Origin of the sequence: Winogradskyella sp., from assembly GCF_045105575.1 — a bacterium.
In the GTDB taxonomy this organism is placed as follows: domain Bacteria; phylum Bacteroidota; class Bacteroidia; order Flavobacteriales; family Flavobacteriaceae; genus Winogradskyella.
In genome coordinates, this window is record NZ_JBGCDQ010000027.1 from 14,334 (window position 1) to 31,976 (window position 17,643).

A 17,643-nucleotide genomic window follows, 5' to 3' on the forward strand; every position below is an offset into this window, starting at 1 on the left:
TTTTTACTTAAAGCTTTCTAAAATACAGCCATCTTTTGCCGTTATTTATTTTAAAAAAGGCTTTTGATTTTTGTCTACGCGCTTCATGTTTGTAAATAGAATAAAAACATGAGTTGGTCTTTCAAGTCTGTTTTAGCCTTATCGCTTAGCTTCAGAACGACACTTATTTTTCTGGTGGATACTCATAAAATATCTTCTCTACTAACTTTGTAAGTGTTGCTTCTCTATTTTCAACACTGCCGTTGGTTCTATAAGTGCTTTCACTCACGGCTTGCCAGAAGAGTCTATCATTTTGCTTTTTATCTACAAAATCAATAATTATTTCGCGTGTGTTCTTATTTGTTCCTATAGGTATCCCAACAGAAACACCTCCAAAACCGCCTCCTCCGCCTCCACCAGCACCTACGCCAATGTTTGGATTATTTCTATTCATCACCTCTTGACTTTGAATATCAATATAAAAATCAGGATTTTCAGAACGTGCAAGTCCCATCATAGCGAGTTTAGCATCAATAGCTGTTGTTAAACGCAAACTATCGAATTGGCTTAAACCCGTTTTCATATCATCAAAATAGCTATAGGTTTTGTATTGGGTGAAATCTGTAGTGGTTTCGTAATCGTAGTTAACTATGGCTCCACAAGATGTTATGAGCAATAGAACGCCTAGAAGTTTTAAATTTTTCATCTTTTTTATTTTAAAGATAACCAAAAATCATTCTTTTATAATACGTTTTGTTAATCGACCTTTGTTTGATATAGTTTTGATAAAGTAAATTCATGATTAAAATTTACATACGTAAGCGTTTAGTGAAGGGCTTTTTAGGATCTAATTACCTTTGTTCTATTATGATTTAAATATGCTTCGTCATTCACATTTACTAATTCAATAGCTTCCAAAGCTTATCTTTCAACTCCGTTAAGCCTTGTTGTGCAACTGAAGAAATAAACATGTAATCAGCTTCCAAATCTTTATCTAAAATTGTAGAAATTTCAAATTTCAATTCATCATCTAACATATCGGATTTTGAAACCACAACAAACCGATCCTTATCTAACATCTCAGGATTGTAACGTCTTAATTCATCCACTAAAACTTCGTATTGCTTTACAATATCTTCAGCATCTGCAGGAATTAAAAATAGAAGAATAGAATTACGTTCAATATGTCTTAAAAAGTAATAGCCTAAACCTTTACCTTCGGCAGCACCTTCAATAATACCAGGAATATCTGCCATTACAAACGACTGAAAATCGCGATACTCAACAATCCCTAAGTTGGGTTTTAAAGTGGTAAACTCATAATCAGCAATCTTAGGTTTTGCTGAAGTTAAAACAGATAATAACGTAGATTTCCCTGCGTTAGGAAACCCAACCAAACCAACATCTGCCAAAACTTTAAGCTCTAAGGTAATATCCATTTCTTCGTTAGGAATACCAGGCTGCGCATAACGTGGAGTTTGGTTCACTGAATTTTTAAAATGCCAGTTACCACGACCTCCCATTCCGCCTTCAACAACGATACGTTCTTCGCCTTCTTCAGTAATTTCGAACAAAATAGTATCTGTTTCAGAATCTCTAACAACGGTTCCTAAAGGCACTTCAATGTATATGTCTTCACCATCGGCTCCGGTGCTTCTACCTTTACTACCATGTGCACCATGACCAGCTTTAAAATGACGTTTAAATTTTAAGTGAATAAGCGTCCAAAGGTTTGAGTTCCCTCGGAGAATCACATGACCTCCACGACCACCATCTCCTCCATCTGGACCACCTTTTTGTATGTATTTTTCGCGGTGTAAATGCGCTGATCCTTTTCCTCCGTTTCCAGAAGTGACGTGCATTTTTACGTAGTCAACAAAATTTCCTTCAGTCATGTTTGAGTTTAAAATTCAAAGTTTAGAGTTCTAAGATTAAACCCTTCAATATGCTATAATTTATCGATTACCGCATTCAGGCGCAGCGTAATATCTTCGATACTACCGACACCATCAACACCAAAATATTTATTTTGTGCTGCATAGTAATCTTTTAAAATAGCGGTTTTATTGTAGTATTCTTTAATACGGTTTCTAATAATACTTTCGTCTGCATCATCTGCTCTTCCGCTTGTTTTTCCGCGTTCTAGTAAACGTGTTACCAATACCTCATCATCAACCTCTAGAGCAACCATGGCATTGATTTGAGAATCTTTATCGTCCATTAATTCGTCCAAAGCCTTTGCTTGTGCATTCGTTCTGGGAAAACCATCGAAAATGAAACCATTAGCACCTGTATTTTTTTCCACCTCCTTGTTCAACATATCAATAGTGACTTGGTCTGGCACTAATTCACCCTTATCCATAAAAGACTTTGCTAACATGCCTAAGGCGGTTTCGTTCTTAATGTTATATCTAAACACATCACCTGTAGAAATGTGAATTAAATCGTATTTTTCTTTTAAGAAATTAGCCTGTGTTCCTTTACCTGCGCCTGGAGGGCCAAATAGCACTATGTTTGTCATGTGTTGTGTGGTTTTAAGTTGATATACGTCTGGCAAGTCGCGTCCTAATCCGTCATAATCTAAACCATAGCCTACGATAAACTTATTGGAAATTTCCTTACCTACATAATGAAGTTTAAAATCTTTGTTATAAGCCTCAGGTTTATAAAACAATGTGGCAATTAATAATTGCTTAACATTTTCATTTTCGAAAATACGATGTACCTCTTCTAGCGTGTTTCCTGAATCTATAATGTCTTCTAAAATAACGACTGTTCTTCCTGTTAAATCTTGTGTTAAACCAATTAAACGTTGAATATCTTCTGTTGATTTTACACCTTCGTAAGATGCTAATTTTATGAAGGTCACTTCACACGGTTTTGGGTATTTCTTCACAAAATCGCTCACCAACATAAATGAACCATTTAAAATACCAATAAACACTGGGACTTCAACGCCTAAATCTGTAGCAATTTGGTCTGCCATCTGTTGCACGATAGCATCGATTTCTTGTTCAGATATAAAGGGTTTAAAATATAAATCGTGAAGCTTTACCACAGCATAATTAGTTTAGAATGGCAAAGATAATCAATTGATTGACGATTGACGATTTTTTGATTTACGAATTTATAAGGATATACCTTATTTAGTGTATTTTTGTTATGAATTAAGTTGAATTTTTAAAATACCATTCCCGTTTTCAAGGGAAGTACACATGAACTATTTTTCTTCAAATTTCAAACTCGGTATTCTTGGTGGTGGTCAACTCGGTAAAATGATGCTTTATGATACACGTAAATTTGATATTTACACCTGTGTTTTAGACCCAAGCAAAGACGCACCATCGCGCTTGGCTTGCGACGAATTTACTGTTGGTGATTTAATGGATTACAAAACGGTTATTGACTTCGGAAAAAAAGTGGATGTCCTTACTTTTGAAATTGAAAACGTTAATGTTGATGCTTTAGAAACGCTTGAAAAGGAAGGTGTAAACGTGTTTCCGTCCTCTAAAACCTTGCGAACCATTCAGAATAAAGCGACACAGAAATTATTTTATCGCGATCATGAGATTCCGACTGCCGAATTTTCAAGATTTGCCTATACGTCTGAAATAGATGAAGCAGTAGATAATGGTGGTTTAAATTATCCTTTTGTTTGGAAAAGTGCACGATTTGGTTACGATGGTACTGGTGTAAAAGTGGTACGACAAGAAGCTGATCTCTCAGATTTACCAAATGTAGAATGTATTACAGAACAATTGATTCCGTTTAAAAATGAATTGGCTGTGATTGTTGCCCGAAATGAACAAGGCGATTTAAAAACCTATCCTGTGGTTGAGATGGAATTTCATCCTGAAGCCAATCAAGTAGAATATGTGATTTGTCCGGCAAGAATTCCTGATGCTATTGCCAAAAAAGCAGTATCGGTTGCTTTGAAAGTAGCAGCAGCATTTAAACATGTTGGTTTATTAGCCGTAGAAATGTTTCAAACTGAAAACGATGACATCTTAGTGAATGAAGTCGCACCGAGGCCTCATAATTCTGGTCATTACAGTATTGAAGCGAGTTACACCTCACAATTTGAACAACACATTAGATGCATTTTAGGTTTACCATTAGGCAATACCGAAAGTAAAGTTGCAGGTGTCATGGTGAATCTCGTAGGTGCAGAAAACCATACTGGAAACGTGGTCTATAAAAACATTGAAACTATTTTGGCAATGGATGGCGTTACACCTCATATTTATGGAAAAAAACAAACCAGACCTTTCCGGAAAATGGGACATGTTACTATTGTGAATTCGGAGATTGATAAGGCAAGAGAAATTGCCGAAAAAGTAAAAGAAACTATTGAAGTAATTAGTAAATAAATCATGAGTAAAGTAGCCATAATAATGGGAAGCAAAAGCGACATGCCTGTAATGCAAGACGCTATAGACATATTAAACGGTTTTGATGTTGAAATTGAAGTCGATATTGTTTCAGCCCATAGAACACCAGAAAAATTATTCGAATTCAGTAAAAATGCTCACAAAAGAGGTGTCAAAGTCATTATTGCTGGTGCAGGAGGTGCTGCACATTTACCAGGAATGGTAGCTTCTTTATCGCCTTTGCCAATTATTGGAGTACCTGTAAAAAGCAGCAATTCTATAGATGGTTGGGATTCTATATTATCTATTTTACAAATGCCAGGAGGTGTTCCTGTAGCTACTGTCGCTTTAAATGGTGCAAAAAATGCTGGTATTTTGGCTGCTCAAATTATTGGATCGTCTGATCAATGTGTTTTAGATAAAGTTATAGTTTACAAAGAAGGGCTAAAAGTTAAGGTTGAGGAATCGGCTAAGGGTTTGATATAGTTTAATTCAGCATTAAATTGAATATTCAAATATCTAAAAACATTATCACAATTAACACATATTGTCCGTTCGAGCGCAGTCGAGAACTATTGGTGTAATTAAAATCTTATGGTGAAAACAGGTCTCGTATCGCCTTGCAATGAGCTTTCAATAAAAATGTATTTTTATCTCATCAATGCTTGACCAAACAATAAAATAGTAATAATAGAAACAACATTATTCTAACAATAAATGAAATCCTATTTTATTTACATATTAAAATGTTCAGATAATTTGTTATATACTGGTTTCACCAATGATGTTGCTAGACGATTCAATGAGCATTCTAAAGGTTTAAATAAAACATGCTTTACATATAAGAGAAGACCTTTAGAATTAATATTTCACCAAGAATTTAATGATGTTAAGCAAGCTATCTATTTTGAAAAGAAAATAAAAAAGTGGAGCTCTAAAAAGAAACTGGCTTTGGCAAGTGATGATTTTGATATGTTGCAAATTTTAGCAGAGTGCAGAAACTTTACACATTCTAAATTTAGGCCAACGGAACTAGAGATCTCGACTGCGCTCGACCAGACATACAAACAGGAATACAAAGCATAAAAATATACTTTAAATAACAATGACTATCCTAAATAAACCCTTCAACACACCATACAACACAGCACCTTTTTCGCAAATAAAAACGGAAGATTATCTGCCTGCTTTTAAATTAGGTATTAAGAATGCGAAAGCAGAAATTGATGCTATTGTAAATAATCATGAAGCACCAACTTTCGAGAATACGATTGAAGCCTTGGATTTTTCTGGTGAGGAGTTAGATCGTCTGTCAAGTATTTTCTTCAATTTGAATTCAGCTGAAACTAATGATGACATTCAGAAAATAGCACAAGAGGTATCGCCTTTGCTTTCAGAATTCAGTAATGACATTACATTGAATGACCATTTATTTAAACGTGTAAAAGCGGTTTACAATTCAAAATCTGACTTAGATTTAACAACAGAGCAAACCACACTTTTAGATAAGAAGTATAAAGGCTTTTCTCGAAATGGTGCCAATCTTCCTGATGATAAAAAGGAAAAACTTCGCGCTATTGACAAAGAATTAAGCCAACTCAAATTAAAGTTTGGTGAGCATATTTTAGCCGAAACGAATGCCTTTGAAATGCATCTTACTGACGAAGCTGATCTTTCAGGTTTGCCAGAAGGTGCCAAAGAAGCTGCCAAACAATTGGCTGAAAGCAAAGACAAAGACGGTTGGTTAATCACCTTAGATTACCCAAGCTATATTCCGTTTATGACGTATGCTGACAATAGAGCATTAAGAGAACAACTATCTAAAGCTTTTGGTAGAAAAGGCTTTCAAAACAACGCATTAGACAATCAAGCTATCGTTTTAAAAATAGCACAACTGCGTTACAATCGTGCGCAACTTTTAGGCTACAAAACCCATGCTCATTTTGTTCTGGAAGAACGCATGGCGCAAACACCAGATAAAGTCAACACATTTTTAAACGAACTTTTAGACAAAGCCAAACCTGCTGCGAAAGCAGAATTTTCAACGCTTGAAAATTTTGCAAAAGATTTAGATCATATCGATCAATTACAGAAATGGGATTCAGGTTATTATTCTGAAAAGTTGAAACAAAAATTATTCAGTTTGGATGACGAACAGTTGAAACCTTATTTCAAATTAGAAAACGTGATTAATGGTGCGTTTACAATTGCAGAGAAGTTGTTCGGGTTACAGTTTGAAGAAATTGATACTGTAGATAAATATCATGAAGATGTTTTAACCTATAAAGTCACAGATTTTGAAGGCGAATTAGTGTCTATTTTCTATGCTGACTTTTTCCCAAGAGCAGGCAAACGCAATGGTGCTTGGATGACCTCTTACAAACCACAAATGATAAAGGACGGTAAAAATGAACGACCACATGTATCCATCGTTTGTAACTTTACCAAACCTACAAAAAGCAAGCCGTCGCTATTAACGTTTAATGAGGTCACGACTTTGTTTCACGAATTTGGCCACGCGCTTCATGGCATGCTTGCAAATACCACCTGCCCAAGTTTATCTGGCACAAGCGTGTATTGGGATTTTGTAGAATTACCAAGTCAGGTTATGGAAAATTGGTGCTACGAAAAAGAAGCTTTAGAATTGTTTGCAACGCATTACGAAACAGGCGATGTGATTCCGATGGATTTAATTGAAAAAATTAAAGCTTCGGCAACATTTCATGAAGGCATGCAAACCTTACGTCAAATTAGTTTCGGATTGTTAGATATGTCTTGGCATGGTGTGGATCCTTCGGCTATTACCAATGTAAAAACCTACGAAACTGAAGCTTTTGGTGATACCAGCTTGTATCCTGATGTTGCAAAAAATTGTATGAGTACGTCATTTTCTCATATTTTTCAAGGTGGTTACGCTTCTGGATATTACAGTTACAAGTGGGCTGAAGTATTAGATGCTGATGCTTTTGAATACTTTAAAGAAGAAGGTATTTTTAATAAGTCCGTAGCTGATAAATTTAAAACCTTTGTATTATCTCAAGGTGGTACAGAAAACCCAATGACTTTATATAAAAGATTTAGAGGACAAGAACCAAAACCTGAAGCTTTATTGAGACGTGCTGGCTTGTTGAAATAACTTAACACATTTTAGCGCTAACTAGTTATGCGATTTCTAAAGTGGTTTGGCCATTTCGCCATAGTTCTGTTTTTAACCGGACTTACCCAAGTTGGCGGATTGCTATGGCTACTTGCGGTTGTTCTTTCATTTAAAAGAAAAAAGAAAAAACGTTTTGTTTTTCGCGCAGTATATCTGTTATTCAATTTAGTTATAATCCCACCCGTTGCTTCATATTTTGGAAGAGAAAAATTGCCTTGGTTAGACGATAAACTCAAACCTAGAAACTGGTTTTATCCGCTAGCTTTCAGAAATTATGTAAATCCTGAATTAAAAAATACGCTTGAAAGTTCATCTGAAAAATTATCGAAATCAGACATTGGCATCACTTACTTAGATGCTAATTTTCCGTTTCTCAATGGCTTTCCTCTGCTACCACATTTAAGTCATAATGACGGAAAAAAGATTGATCTTTCATTTCTGTATTTAGATCAACAAGGCGAGCCAACGGATAAAAAACCTTCTATTTCTGGGTATGGTGCTTTTGTAAATTCCGATAAAAATTACACTAATAATACCTGTTTAACGAAAGGCTATTGGCAATACGACATCACTAAATACATCACCTTTGGCACTTATAATAACTTACAACTCGATAAGAAAAAAACGGCAATTCTGATTAAGCAATTGCTTTCTACCAAGTCTTCTCAAAAATTATTTATCGAGCCACACCTTAAGACATCTTTAGGCCTAAGTGACCAACCTAAAATACGCTTTCATGGCTGCCAAGCTGTTAGGCATGATGATCATATTCATTTTCAAATCAACTGAACAATTAAAATTTAATAAAAGAAATTTCAATAAGCACTATAGCTTGTGTTCAAATATTTATAATTTGAAAATCGTTATATTGATATTTTGACTATGTCCAACACTTATTCACAAATTTATATTCAAATTGTTTTTGCTGTTAAAAACAGAAAGGCTCTAATTCATTCAAGTTGGGAAGAAAAACTCTATAAATATATTACAGGAATCGTCACACAAAAGCATCAAAAACTTATTGCCATAAACGGAATGCCAGATCACATTCATATTTTTATTGGCATAAAACCAGATTGTTCCGTCAGTGACTTGGTGCGTGAAATCAAGAAATCTAGCACAAACTATATCAATACGGAAAAGCTATCTACATATAAATTTAATTGGCAAGAAGGCTTTGGTGCTTTTTCATATGGACACTCTCAAATTGATGCTGTTTATCATTACATATTGAATCAAAAAAAACACCATCGAACGAAATCTTTTAAAGAAGAATATTTAGACTTTTTAGAGAAATTTAAGGTGGATTATAAATCTGAATATCTTTTTGATTGGTTGGAAGCTAATTAGCAAAATACTTCTTTAATCTTTTCTCGTTGTTAATATCTAAATCAACTTTTTAATGTGCGACAATGTGCGACTCCTCTGGAGTCGTAAAACAAAGCTCATATATCCTTCTAGAAACGTTAAATCCCTCAGGGATTATTAAATCGTCAATGATAAAGTCGTTGAAGAAGATGAAAAAACTAATGATATATTAAAGGCAAAGTAAATGTAAAGCGTTATCAAGATTTTCCAAAATTTCCCATTTTAAATACAAAAATCAAAGTTTAATATAAAATACTTTGAAAAGATGCCAGAGGCATCTAACGTTTGTAAAAAAACTAGATGACGAATGGAAGACGACTCCAGAGGAGTCTTACCCTAATATGTCACAAGATATGAGAATACCTTTTTGATTAGCTAATCGATTAAAGGGAACTGTCAGCACTCTCTTATTGAGCCTTCGTAACATTTTACTTCTTTTAAAGTACGACTCTTCTAGAGTCGAAGTCATACGATAGCGTCTTTTTTATAAACGTTTAATCCCTCTGGGATTATTAAACCGTCAATGATTATGTTGTTGAAGCAGACGAAAAAACTAATGATATATTAAAGGAATAGTAAATACAAAGCGCTATCAAGATTTTCTCAAATTTTATCCATTTTGAATAAAAAATCGACGGTTAATATTAAATACTTATCAAAAGATGTCAGAGACATCTAACGTTTGTAAAAAACTACATGATTGATAGAACACGACTCCAGAGGAGTCGTACCACTGTTAAACCAAATAATAAGTGAAAATAAACTTTCAATAATTATTGAAAGTTTAAAAATTATTGTATATTTGTTATATGATATATCAAGAAGCAAAAGAAAAATTTATAAGTACTTGGGGAAGTTTAGGTACACTTTGGGGCATAAACAAAGCCATGGCTCAAATACAAGCCTTACTTTTTATTTCTACAAAGCCCTTATCTATGGAAGATGTTATGGACGAGCTTAAAATTTCTCGTGGTAACACCAGTATGAATTTAAGACAACTGATGGATTGGGGAATTGTAACCAAAGTTTTAATTTCTGGTGAGCGTAAAGAATTTTTCACCACTGAAAAAGACGTACAAGAATTAGCACGAATTATCGCCAAAGAACGCAGCCGTAGAGAAATTAGACCAGTGATTAAGGTGTTACAAGAAGTCTCTTCAATCAAAGATGATGGCACCGAAAAAACGAAAGAACTCATTAAACAAACCAAAGCTTTAAATGACCTGACACAAGATTTAGACACCCTAATGAATAAAATGGTCAACCAAAAACAAAATTGGTTAACAAAGTCGGTCTTTAAATTGATGAAATAGAAAACAAAATGAACGTAAAAATGATTAAAATAACTCCTAACCAAAAAAGTCCTAAACAAGAAATATAGCGACTCAAAATAGACTCTATATTTTTTTAAATCATACTTTCAATACTTTCTGAAAGTTTAAAAATATAAAAAAGATGAAAACACTACAAAACCAAACCCTACTCTACGACAACGATTGTCCATTGTGTAATGTCTACACTAGTGCTTTTATAAAAGCAAAAATTTTAGACCAAAACGGCAGAAAAGCGTATAGTGATTTAGACCGTAACGACCAACAGTTTGTAGATCTCAAAAGAGCTACAAATGAAATCGCACTTATGAATACAAAAAACAAAACCGTAATTTATGGTATTGATAGCATGCTCAAAGTTATCGGTCACGCTGTACCTTGGATAGGTTTTGTCGGTAACCTAAAACCGATAAAATTTGGTCTAAAAAAGCTGTATTCTTTTATTTCTTATAACCGAAAAGTGATCATTCCGAGTAAGGAATATAAAACTGAAACCCTTCAATGTGTGCCAGATTTTAGTTACAAATACAGAACGCTTTACATCCTGTTTGCGACATTGGTAACGAGCATCGTACTCTTCAAGTTTAGTAAAACAATAAGTGTAATTCCAGAATCTAACTTTTTAAGAGAATGCCTGATTGCTATGGGACAAATTGGATTTCAAACGGTATGTATTTCAAAATTAAACATTCAAAAAAAAGTGAATTATATGGGTCATCTTATGACGATTTCATTAATGGGAAGTTTAATTCTTATACCTGCTTTAGTGATGCATTCCTTAATTAATTTACCAGATCTCGCCTTACTTGGATGGTTTGGAATCACCGTGACAATGATGCTCTATGAACATATAAGACGTATAAAACTACTAGAGCTACCAACATATTTATCCGCAACTTGGGTGCTTTACCGTGTGCTAGTTCTCATACTAATTTTAAGTTTTTAATATGAGCCTAAACAGTATCGCATATCTCATTTACTTGCCCATTATTAGTTTTATAATGTTCAAAGTGGGTTGGTTATTTTACAAAAATGGCGAAGTGTTTTTAATGAACCTTTTTCAACACAACCAAGCGCTCGTCACCAGTATTAACAACCTATTGCTCATTGGCTACTATTTATTAAATATCGGTTATGCCATTTTAACCATTGCTTACTGGGACCATTTAGAAAGTATAATCGATATCATTAATTCACTAAGCTTCACCTTAGGTCGTATTATCATAGTGCTGGCTATAATGCATTACAATAATATTCTTATTCTCAAATACATTAACAAACAAAAACTATTAAATTAATACATCATGGAAAATTCAAAAATCATTATCGGCTACCTCATTTATTTACCAATTGTTATTGTGCTCACCATTTATATTTCCAAATTACTCTTTAAAAACGGACGGTTATTTATGATCGATATTTTTAAAGGAAAGGAAGACATTGCCTTGGCAACCAATAAATTATTCGAAATAGGGTTTTATCTTATCAATATTGGTTTCGCACTTTTTATTATGGAAATATACACCGATCGCAACACAGACATCAGCTACCAAACCTTAATGGAAATTCTGAGTAAAAAAATTGGCGGATTTACCATTTATCTTGGTATCATGTTATTTTTGAATTTATTTTTATTCTTTAGAGGCAGACGCAAATCCAAACAAGTAAAAACCATAACGACTTAAATTTTAGAATTATGAAAACTATAATCATCGCAGGTGGTACCGGATTTTTAGGTCAGGTTTTAGAAACTCATTTTTTAAAAAAGGAATATATTGTAAGGATCTTAACTCGAAAACCCACAAAAGAAAACCATATCTATTGGAATGCAAAGGACTTAGACGATTGGACCAAAACACTCGAAAATGCAGACGTCTTAATCAACCTCACCGGAAAATCAGTAGATTGTAGATACACAGACGCGAATAAAAAACTGATTCACGATTCTCGTATCGATTCCACACACGCTTTAGGCTTGGCTGTAAACCTATGTGAAAATCCGCCAAAACTTTGGATGAATATGTCCACCTCAACCATTTATGAAGATTCCTACACCAAGGAAATGACCGAAACAAACGGTACTATTGGTGACGATTTTTCAATGAATATTGCCAAATCTTGGGAAGCGACTTTTAACAGCATCACCACACCAAAAACGAAAAAAGTTATTTTAAGGACATCCATAGTATTGGGCAAAAATGGTGGTGCCTTGCTGCCTTTAAAACGCCTAACACAATTTGGCTTAGGCGGCAAACAATGGCATGGTAGGCAAAAAGTAAGTTGGATTCATGAAACCGACTTTGCACGATCTATTGATTTTTTAATCGAAGCGCAACACGAAGGCACATTCAATATAGTTTCGCCTAAACCCATTACCAATGCACATTTAATGAAAACTTTAAGACAGGTATTACATATGCCTTTTGGAATTTCGCACCCAAAATGGTTACTCAAATTTGGTGCAAAAATCATCGGTACAGAACCTGAACTGGTATTAAAAAGCCGAAATGTGATTCCCGAACAATTAACAAACAAAGGTTTCGAATTTAAATATGTAAAAATTGAAGCTGCTTTAAACGCACTTCTAAAATCGTGATTTAATTCTCATAATTTTAGACTATTTTTGAGTCAGCAATGAAAAACAAAAATGCCTAAGCATCAAATAGACCCAAATAATTGGGTGACTTCATATTCAGATTACCTCTTCAATTATACCATCACGCGTGTAAATGATAGAGATATTGCACAAGATTTAATATCAGAAACCTTTTTGGCTGGTCTTAAGTCTATGAAGAATTTTAAAGGTGAAGCGAGTGAACGCACGTGGTTAATTTCAATATTAAAACGTAAAATTATAGATCATTACCGTAAAATTAATTCTAATAAAGGTAAAGCCGAAGTTAGAATGAGTTATAACCATAGTGAAGATTCTGAAGGAGATTGGCTAGAAGAACGCGTCGCAGATCCTTTTGATAAAACGGCTGAAGACACTTTGGTAAATTCAGAATTGGGTAATGCTATTTTTGATTGTTTAGCCAAATTACCCGAAAAACAAGCGGATGTTTTTAAAATGAAAACCATTTTAGGCTACGACACAGAAACAATTTGTAATGAATTAGATATCACTGCGTCTAACCTTTGGGTAATCATACATAGAGCCAGAACCTCTCTTGCAGAGTGCATGGAAGATAATTGGTTTAATTAAGACGTTATCATTGTAATAGCATATCAAAAAATGAAAAAAAGTTTTTTATTTATTAGCTGTGAAGAAGCCAAACATCTTTGTGATAAATCGCAATATGATGAAGCGTCAGCATGGGAAATCATAAAGTTAAAAATACGCCTATCTTATTGCCGCATCACTCAAAGCTACTCCAGCAGAAACTACAAGCTATCAGAAGCATTAGATAAAGTTGACATAAATTGTCTTAAAACTGAAGAACGAAATAAATTAGAAGAACAATTTAAAGCAGAATTAGCTAAAGAACAACAAAATTAACAGCCAAATAATTGGCAAACTCTCTACCCAAAAAGCACTGTAATATTTAGATTGATTTTTGTTTGAAAATACCATAAAAAAGGTGGTAACGAACGTGATCATTAGAGTTGAAATAATCGCATTTTCACTCAATTCATCTTTAAGAAATTCTAACATCCAAAAAAGCATCAACAGCAAAACACCAATAATCTTGGTTTTTTTTATGCCTATTTTCTGCGGAATGGTGGCAAGTTTCAAACTGTCATAGTTCAGATCTCTAATCTCAAACGGTAGCATTAATACCAACACAAAACAAAAACGCTGAATACTGATAATTACCATATTGAGATTCATGTTCATGTCATTATTTACGAGAGGTAAAACAACCGTCGTAAACATCCAAACCAAAGCGATCACATACACTTTTAAGCCACCTATTTGTCTTAAATTTTTGTAATCATCAAACAAATAACGCTTCGGAATCATCACAGGAATCGCATAAAAAAACGTCACAAGTCCTAAAATACTGATCAACAATAGTGTTTCAACTTCAAGATAAAACGCAAAATAACAAAGGGCTAAAAAGGCTGCGAAAGAAAATACCTGAATGGCTTTTAACCAACCCGTTAAACTGCGATGATGAAACTTTACCATTCCAAAATACTTTACAAAATTATAGCCTGTTATGGTTGCAAAAAACACAAACCATACGAGATTTTTATCGAACCTAATTCCCAATTTAATCAACGTAACCCAAACCAAAGCCGATGCTGCAAATGCGACATGGATACTGCTATTTAAATAAAAATTGAAAAGGCGTTTTAACACTTGCATAAAACAAAAATAGGCATTGTGTTAATAACCTCTAGTTTCGGTTAAAAACTTTAGTTTTCCTTAACTAAAAAGAAAGGCTAAATCCTTATTTTTGCACAGAAATTGTTTTAAAGATTTCGATAAAACTTAAACGCTATTTTTTAATGGATACGACCTCATTTGCACTTAGACATATTGGCCCAAATTCAGACGAACAAAAAGCCATGTTAAACACTATCGGTGTTACAAGTATTGAACAATTAGTTGCTGAGACGATACCTGATGGTATTCGCTTAAAAGAAGATTTAAACTTGGATGCTGCAATGAGCGAACAAGACTACTTAAATCATATTTACGATTTATCTAAACTCAATAAAGTTTATAAATCTTATATCGGTTTAGGTTATCATCCCACTAATTTACCAGCAGTTATTCAGCGTAATATTTTAGAAAATCCAGGTTGGTATACGGCATACACACCTTACCAAGCTGAAATTGCCCAAGGCAGATTAGAAGCTTTGTTAAATTTCCAGACTATGGTTATCGATTTAACAGGTATGGAAATTGCTAACGCATCGCTTTTAGATGAAAGTACTGCTGCGGCAGAAGCTATGGGCTTATTATTTGCAGTGAGAGATCGTGCTCAGAAAAAAGCGAATGTCAATAAGTTTTTTGTTTCTGATTTAGTATTACCACAAACCATTGCCTTATTAGAAACGAGAGCAAATCCTATTGGTATTGAATTAATCATTGGAAATGAAGCAGAATACAATCTTTCTGAAGAGTACTTCGGTGCCTTATTACAATATCCTGGTAAAAACGGACAGATTACTGATATAAAATCATTTATAGAAAAAGCAAACGCTGAGCATATTAAAGTCGCTGTTGCTGCGGATATTTTAAGTTTAATTAAACTGGAAGCACCAGGGAAATTTGGTGCAGATGTAGTGGTTGGTACCACACAGCGTTTCGGAATTCCGATGGGTTATGGTGGACCACATGCCGCTTTTTTCGCCACTAAAGAAGCTTACAAGCGTGATGTTCCTGGCCGTATTATTGGTGTTACCAAAGATACCAATGGCAACAGAGCTTTGCGTATGGCACTGCAGACGAGAGAGCAACACATTAAGCGCGATAAAGCCACATCTAATATTTGTACCGCCCAAGTACTTTTAGCGGTTATGGCAGGTATGTATGCCGTTTATCATGGCCCAAAAGGTTTAGCTTTTATTGCTAACAAAGTAAATAATGCAACTTCTACGCTTGCCAATGCCTTAAAAAACTTAGGTTTAGAACAAGTAAATTCTCATTACTTTGATACGCTTCAAATAAAAGCAGATGCGGTTAAGGTAAAATATGAAGCTGAAAAAAGTGAAGTTAATTTTCATTATCCAGATACCAATACTGTAACCATTTCAATTAATGAAACCACAAATATTGAAGATCTAAATGAGATCATTTCAATTTTTGAAAGTGTCACAGGAGAAACGACTGATAAAATTAAATCTATTTCCAACAGTAATACCATTCCTGAATCCTTAGAACGTCAATCTGATTTTTTAAGTTTCGAGGTCTTCAATAAGTACCATTCCGAAACCGAATTGATGCGTTACATTAAACGTTTAGAGCGTAAAGACTTGGCTTTAAACCACTCTATGATTTCTCTTGGTTCTTGTACGATGAAATTAAATGCAGCTTCCGAAATGTTACCACTAAGTTGGAGCAGTTGGGGAAATATGCATCCATTTGTACCACTAGATCAGCCTATTGGTTATAAATTAATGCTGAATGCATTAGAAAATCAATTAACAGAAATTACTGGGTTTTCAGCAACGTCCTTACAACCTAATTCTGGTGCGCAAGGTGAATTTGCTGGGTTAATGGTTATTAAAGCCTATCACGAATCTCGTGGCGATCATCACAGAAAAATCTGTTTAATTCCATCTTCTGCTCATGGTACAAATCCAGCAAGTGCAGTTATGGCTGGTATGAAAGTAGTGGTAACCAAAGCTTCAGAAAACGGAAATATTGATGTTGATGATTTAAGAGAAAAAGCCGAATTACACAAAGATAATTTGGCTGCTTTAATGGTCACTTATCCTTCAACACATGGTGTTTTTGAATCGGCAATTAAAGAAATCACACAGCTCATCCACGATAATGGAGGACAAGTTTACATGGATGGAGCAAACATGAATGCTCAGGTTGGTTTAACTAATCCTGGTAATATTGGTGCAGATGTTTGTCATCTTAACTTACACAAAACCTTCGCTATTCCTCATGGAGGCGGTGGACCTGGTGTTGGCCCAATTTGCGTAGCCAAACAATTGGTACCGTTTCTACCTGGTAATCCAATTATAAAAACAGGAGGACACCAAGCGATTTCTGCAATTTCTGGAGCCCCTTTTGGGTCGTCTTTAGCTTGTTTAATTTCATACGGTTATATTAAAATGTTGGGCTATAGAGGACTTAAAAAAGCCACTGAAGTTGCCATATTAAATACAAATTACATTAAAGAACGTTTAGAAGGTTACTACCCTACTTTATATTCAGGTGAAAATGGTAGAGCAGCTCATGAAATGATTATTGATTGTCGTGATTTTAAAGCCAATGGTATTGAAGTTACAGATATCGCTAAACGTTTAATGGATTACGGTTTTCATGCACCAACAGTGTCATTCCCTGTTGCAGGCACTATGATGATTGAGCCAACCGAAAGCGAAAATAAAGCTGAAATGGATCGTTTTTGTGATGCTATGATTTCTATTAGAAAAGAAATTGACTTAGCCTCTAAGGACGAACCGAACAATACCTTGAAAAACGCACCACATACTTTAGCCATGCTAACGTCAGACGAATGGTTATTGCCATACAGTCGAGAGCATGCTGCATTTCCGTTAGACTTTGTTAGAGACAATAAATTCTGGCCAAGTGTAAGACGCGTCGATGATGCCTATGGTGATCGTAATTTAATTTGTAGCTGTGCTCCTATTGAAGAATATATGGAAGCATAACCTACCTTATCTATAAACATTAAAAAAAGTATTCATTTCGAATACTTTTTTTGTGTTTTATAAATTAAAAATACCAATTATTAAGAATTCATTAAAAATTGAAGCTTTAAAACCGTAAATTATTGAAAACTCT

Annotated in this window: 18 protein-coding genes; 14 read left to right on the forward strand and 4 right to left on the reverse strand. The window is 34.4% G+C overall.

The window, feature by feature from the left end; translation table 11 throughout:
- Positions 1 to 163 precede the first annotated feature (163 nt).
- The 3 genes from AB8B52_RS06795 to AB8B52_RS06805 form a co-directional block, all read right to left on the reverse strand.
- A complete protein-coding gene (locus AB8B52_RS06795) occupies positions 164 to 685 on the reverse strand; it encodes a DUF4136 domain-containing protein (RefSeq protein ID WP_406026497.1) in 522 nt (173 codons plus the stop codon).
- Positions 686 to 878: 193 nt separating this feature from the next.
- Positions 879 to 1,874 (reverse strand): GTPase ObgE, encoded by a 996-nt coding sequence (gene obgE / locus AB8B52_RS06800; protein ID WP_406026499.1) that lies wholly within the window; start codon positions 1,872 to 1,874, stop codon positions 879 to 881.
- A gap of 53 nt (positions 1,875 to 1,927) precedes the next feature.
- A complete protein-coding gene (locus AB8B52_RS06805) occupies positions 1,928 to 3,037 on the reverse strand; it encodes an adenylate kinase (RefSeq protein WP_406026501.1) in 1,110 nt (369 codons plus the stop codon).
- Between the two features lie 157 nt (positions 3,038 to 3,194).
- On the opposite strand from AB8B52_RS06805, the gene AB8B52_RS06810 reads away from it, so the two are divergent.
- The 13 genes from AB8B52_RS06810 (at position 3,195) to AB8B52_RS06870 (ending at position 13,704) form a co-directional block, all read left to right on the forward strand.
- A complete protein-coding gene (locus AB8B52_RS06810) occupies positions 3,195 to 4,349 on the forward strand; it encodes a 5-(carboxyamino)imidazole ribonucleotide synthase (protein ID WP_406026503.1) in 1,155 nt (384 codons plus the stop codon).
- Positions 4,350 to 4,352: 3 nt separating this feature from the next.
- Positions 4,353 to 4,835: a 5-(carboxyamino)imidazole ribonucleotide mutase gene (gene purE / locus AB8B52_RS06815; protein WP_406026505.1), complete on the forward strand. Its 483-nt coding sequence runs from the start codon at positions 4,353 to 4,355 to the stop codon at positions 4,833 to 4,835.
- A 231-nt stretch (positions 4,836 to 5,066) separates the two neighbouring features.
- Entirely contained in the window at positions 5,067 to 5,435 is a 369-nt protein-coding gene (locus AB8B52_RS06820; protein WP_406026507.1) for a GIY-YIG nuclease family protein, read from the forward strand.
- A 19-nt stretch (positions 5,436 to 5,454) separates the two neighbouring features.
- Positions 5,455 to 7,485: a M3 family metallopeptidase gene (locus AB8B52_RS06825; RefSeq protein WP_406026509.1), complete on the forward strand. Its 2,031-nt coding sequence runs from the start codon at positions 5,455 to 5,457 to the stop codon at positions 7,483 to 7,485.
- A 27-nt stretch (positions 7,486 to 7,512) separates the two neighbouring features.
- On the forward strand, positions 7,513 to 8,295 hold the full coding sequence (locus tag AB8B52_RS06830) for a hypothetical protein (RefSeq protein ID WP_406026511.1): 783 nt from the start codon (positions 7,513 to 7,515) through the stop codon (positions 8,293 to 8,295).
- Between the two features lie 93 nt (positions 8,296 to 8,388).
- Complete coding sequence (gene tnpA, locus AB8B52_RS06835; RefSeq protein WP_406026512.1) at positions 8,389 to 8,856, forward strand: IS200/IS605 family transposase; 468 nt, start codon at positions 8,389 to 8,391, stop codon at positions 8,854 to 8,856.
- A gap of 827 nt (positions 8,857 to 9,683) precedes the next feature.
- Positions 9,684 to 10,187, forward strand: coding sequence for a GbsR/MarR family transcriptional regulator (locus tag AB8B52_RS06840; RefSeq protein ID WP_406026514.1), 504 nt, complete (start codon positions 9,684 to 9,686; stop codon positions 10,185 to 10,187).
- A 142-nt stretch (positions 10,188 to 10,329) separates the two neighbouring features.
- A complete protein-coding gene (locus tag AB8B52_RS06845; protein ID WP_406026516.1) occupies positions 10,330 to 11,151 on the forward strand; it encodes a DCC1-like thiol-disulfide oxidoreductase family protein in 822 nt (273 codons plus the stop codon).
- A 1-nt stretch (position 11,152) separates the two neighbouring features.
- Positions 11,153 to 11,503, forward strand: a complete 351-nt coding sequence (locus AB8B52_RS06850; protein WP_406026518.1) for a hypothetical protein — start codon at positions 11,153 to 11,155, stop codon at positions 11,501 to 11,503.
- Positions 11,504 to 11,509: 6 nt separating this feature from the next.
- On the forward strand, positions 11,510 to 11,890 hold the full coding sequence (locus tag AB8B52_RS06855) for a hypothetical protein (protein ID WP_406026520.1): 381 nt from the start codon (positions 11,510 to 11,512) through the stop codon (positions 11,888 to 11,890).
- An 11-nt stretch (positions 11,891 to 11,901) separates the two neighbouring features.
- On the forward strand, positions 11,902 to 12,801 hold the full coding sequence (locus tag AB8B52_RS06860; RefSeq protein ID WP_406026522.1) for a TIGR01777 family oxidoreductase: 900 nt from the start codon (positions 11,902 to 11,904) through the stop codon (positions 12,799 to 12,801).
- Positions 12,802 to 12,852: 51 nt separating this feature from the next.
- Positions 12,853 to 13,410 carry a sigma-70 family RNA polymerase sigma factor gene (locus AB8B52_RS06865; protein WP_406026523.1) on the forward strand — a complete coding sequence of 186 codons (558 nt, stop codon included), beginning with the start codon at positions 12,853 to 12,855 and terminating at the stop codon, positions 13,408 to 13,410.
- A gap of 30 nt (positions 13,411 to 13,440) precedes the next feature.
- The gene (locus AB8B52_RS06870) at positions 13,441 to 13,704 is read left to right on the forward strand and encodes a hypothetical protein (protein ID WP_406026525.1); all 264 of its coding nucleotides are present in this window, start codon (positions 13,441 to 13,443) and stop codon (positions 13,702 to 13,704) included.
- Here AB8B52_RS06870 and AB8B52_RS06875 read toward each other — a convergent pair.
- Positions 13,681 to 14,517: a hypothetical protein gene (locus AB8B52_RS06875; protein WP_406026527.1), complete on the reverse strand. Its 837-nt coding sequence runs from the start codon at positions 14,515 to 14,517 to the stop codon at positions 13,681 to 13,683. The genes AB8B52_RS06870 and AB8B52_RS06875 overlap by 24 nt on opposite strands.
- Before the next feature lie 143 nt (positions 14,518 to 14,660).
- On the opposite strand from AB8B52_RS06875, the gene gcvP reads away from it, so the two are divergent.
- A complete protein-coding gene (gene gcvP / locus AB8B52_RS06880) occupies positions 14,661 to 17,510 on the forward strand; it encodes an aminomethyl-transferring glycine dehydrogenase (RefSeq protein ID WP_406026529.1) in 2,850 nt (949 codons plus the stop codon).
- The last annotated feature ends 133 nt before the right edge of the window (positions 17,511 to 17,643 follow it).

Bases quoted from the DNA above. Each gene is read 5' to 3' on its own strand.
- AB8B52_RS06795 (WP_406026497.1), bottom strand. From the start codon at position 685: ATGAAAAATTTAAAACTTCTAGGCGTTCTATTGCTCATAACATCTTGT.
- obgE (WP_406026499.1), bottom strand. From the start codon at position 1,874: ATGACTGAAGGAAATTTTGTTGACTACGTAAAAATGCACGTCACTTCT.
- AB8B52_RS06810 (WP_406026503.1), top strand. From the start codon at position 3,195: ATGAACTATTTTTCTTCAAATTTCAAACTCGGTATTCTTGGTGGTGGT.
- purE (WP_406026505.1), top strand. From the start codon at position 4,353: ATGAGTAAAGTAGCCATAATAATGGGAAGCAAAAGCGACATGCCTGTA.
- AB8B52_RS06820 (WP_406026507.1), top strand. From the start codon at position 5,067: ATGAAATCCTATTTTATTTACATATTAAAATGTTCAGATAATTTGTTA.
- AB8B52_RS06825 (WP_406026509.1), top strand. From the start codon at position 5,455: ATGACTATCCTAAATAAACCCTTCAACACACCATACAACACAGCACCT.
- AB8B52_RS06830 (WP_406026511.1), top strand. From the start codon at position 7,513: ATGCGATTTCTAAAGTGGTTTGGCCATTTCGCCATAGTTCTGTTTTTA.
- tnpA (WP_406026512.1), top strand. From the start codon at position 8,389: ATGTCCAACACTTATTCACAAATTTATATTCAAATTGTTTTTGCTGTT.
- AB8B52_RS06840 (WP_406026514.1), top strand. From the start codon at position 9,684: ATGATATATCAAGAAGCAAAAGAAAAATTTATAAGTACTTGGGGAAGT.
- AB8B52_RS06845 (WP_406026516.1), top strand. From the start codon at position 10,330: ATGAAAACACTACAAAACCAAACCCTACTCTACGACAACGATTGTCCA.
- AB8B52_RS06850 (WP_406026518.1), top strand. From the start codon at position 11,153: ATGAGCCTAAACAGTATCGCATATCTCATTTACTTGCCCATTATTAGT.
- AB8B52_RS06855 (WP_406026520.1), top strand. From the start codon at position 11,510: ATGGAAAATTCAAAAATCATTATCGGCTACCTCATTTATTTACCAATT.
- AB8B52_RS06860 (WP_406026522.1), top strand. From the start codon at position 11,902: ATGAAAACTATAATCATCGCAGGTGGTACCGGATTTTTAGGTCAGGTT.
- AB8B52_RS06865 (WP_406026523.1), top strand. From the start codon at position 12,853: ATGCCTAAGCATCAAATAGACCCAAATAATTGGGTGACTTCATATTCA.
- AB8B52_RS06870 (WP_406026525.1), top strand. From the start codon at position 13,441: ATGAAAAAAAGTTTTTTATTTATTAGCTGTGAAGAAGCCAAACATCTT.
- AB8B52_RS06875 (WP_406026527.1), bottom strand. From the start codon at position 14,517: ATGCAAGTGTTAAAACGCCTTTTCAATTTTTATTTAAATAGCAGTATC.
- gcvP (WP_406026529.1), top strand. From the start codon at position 14,661: ATGGATACGACCTCATTTGCACTTAGACATATTGGCCCAAATTCAGAC.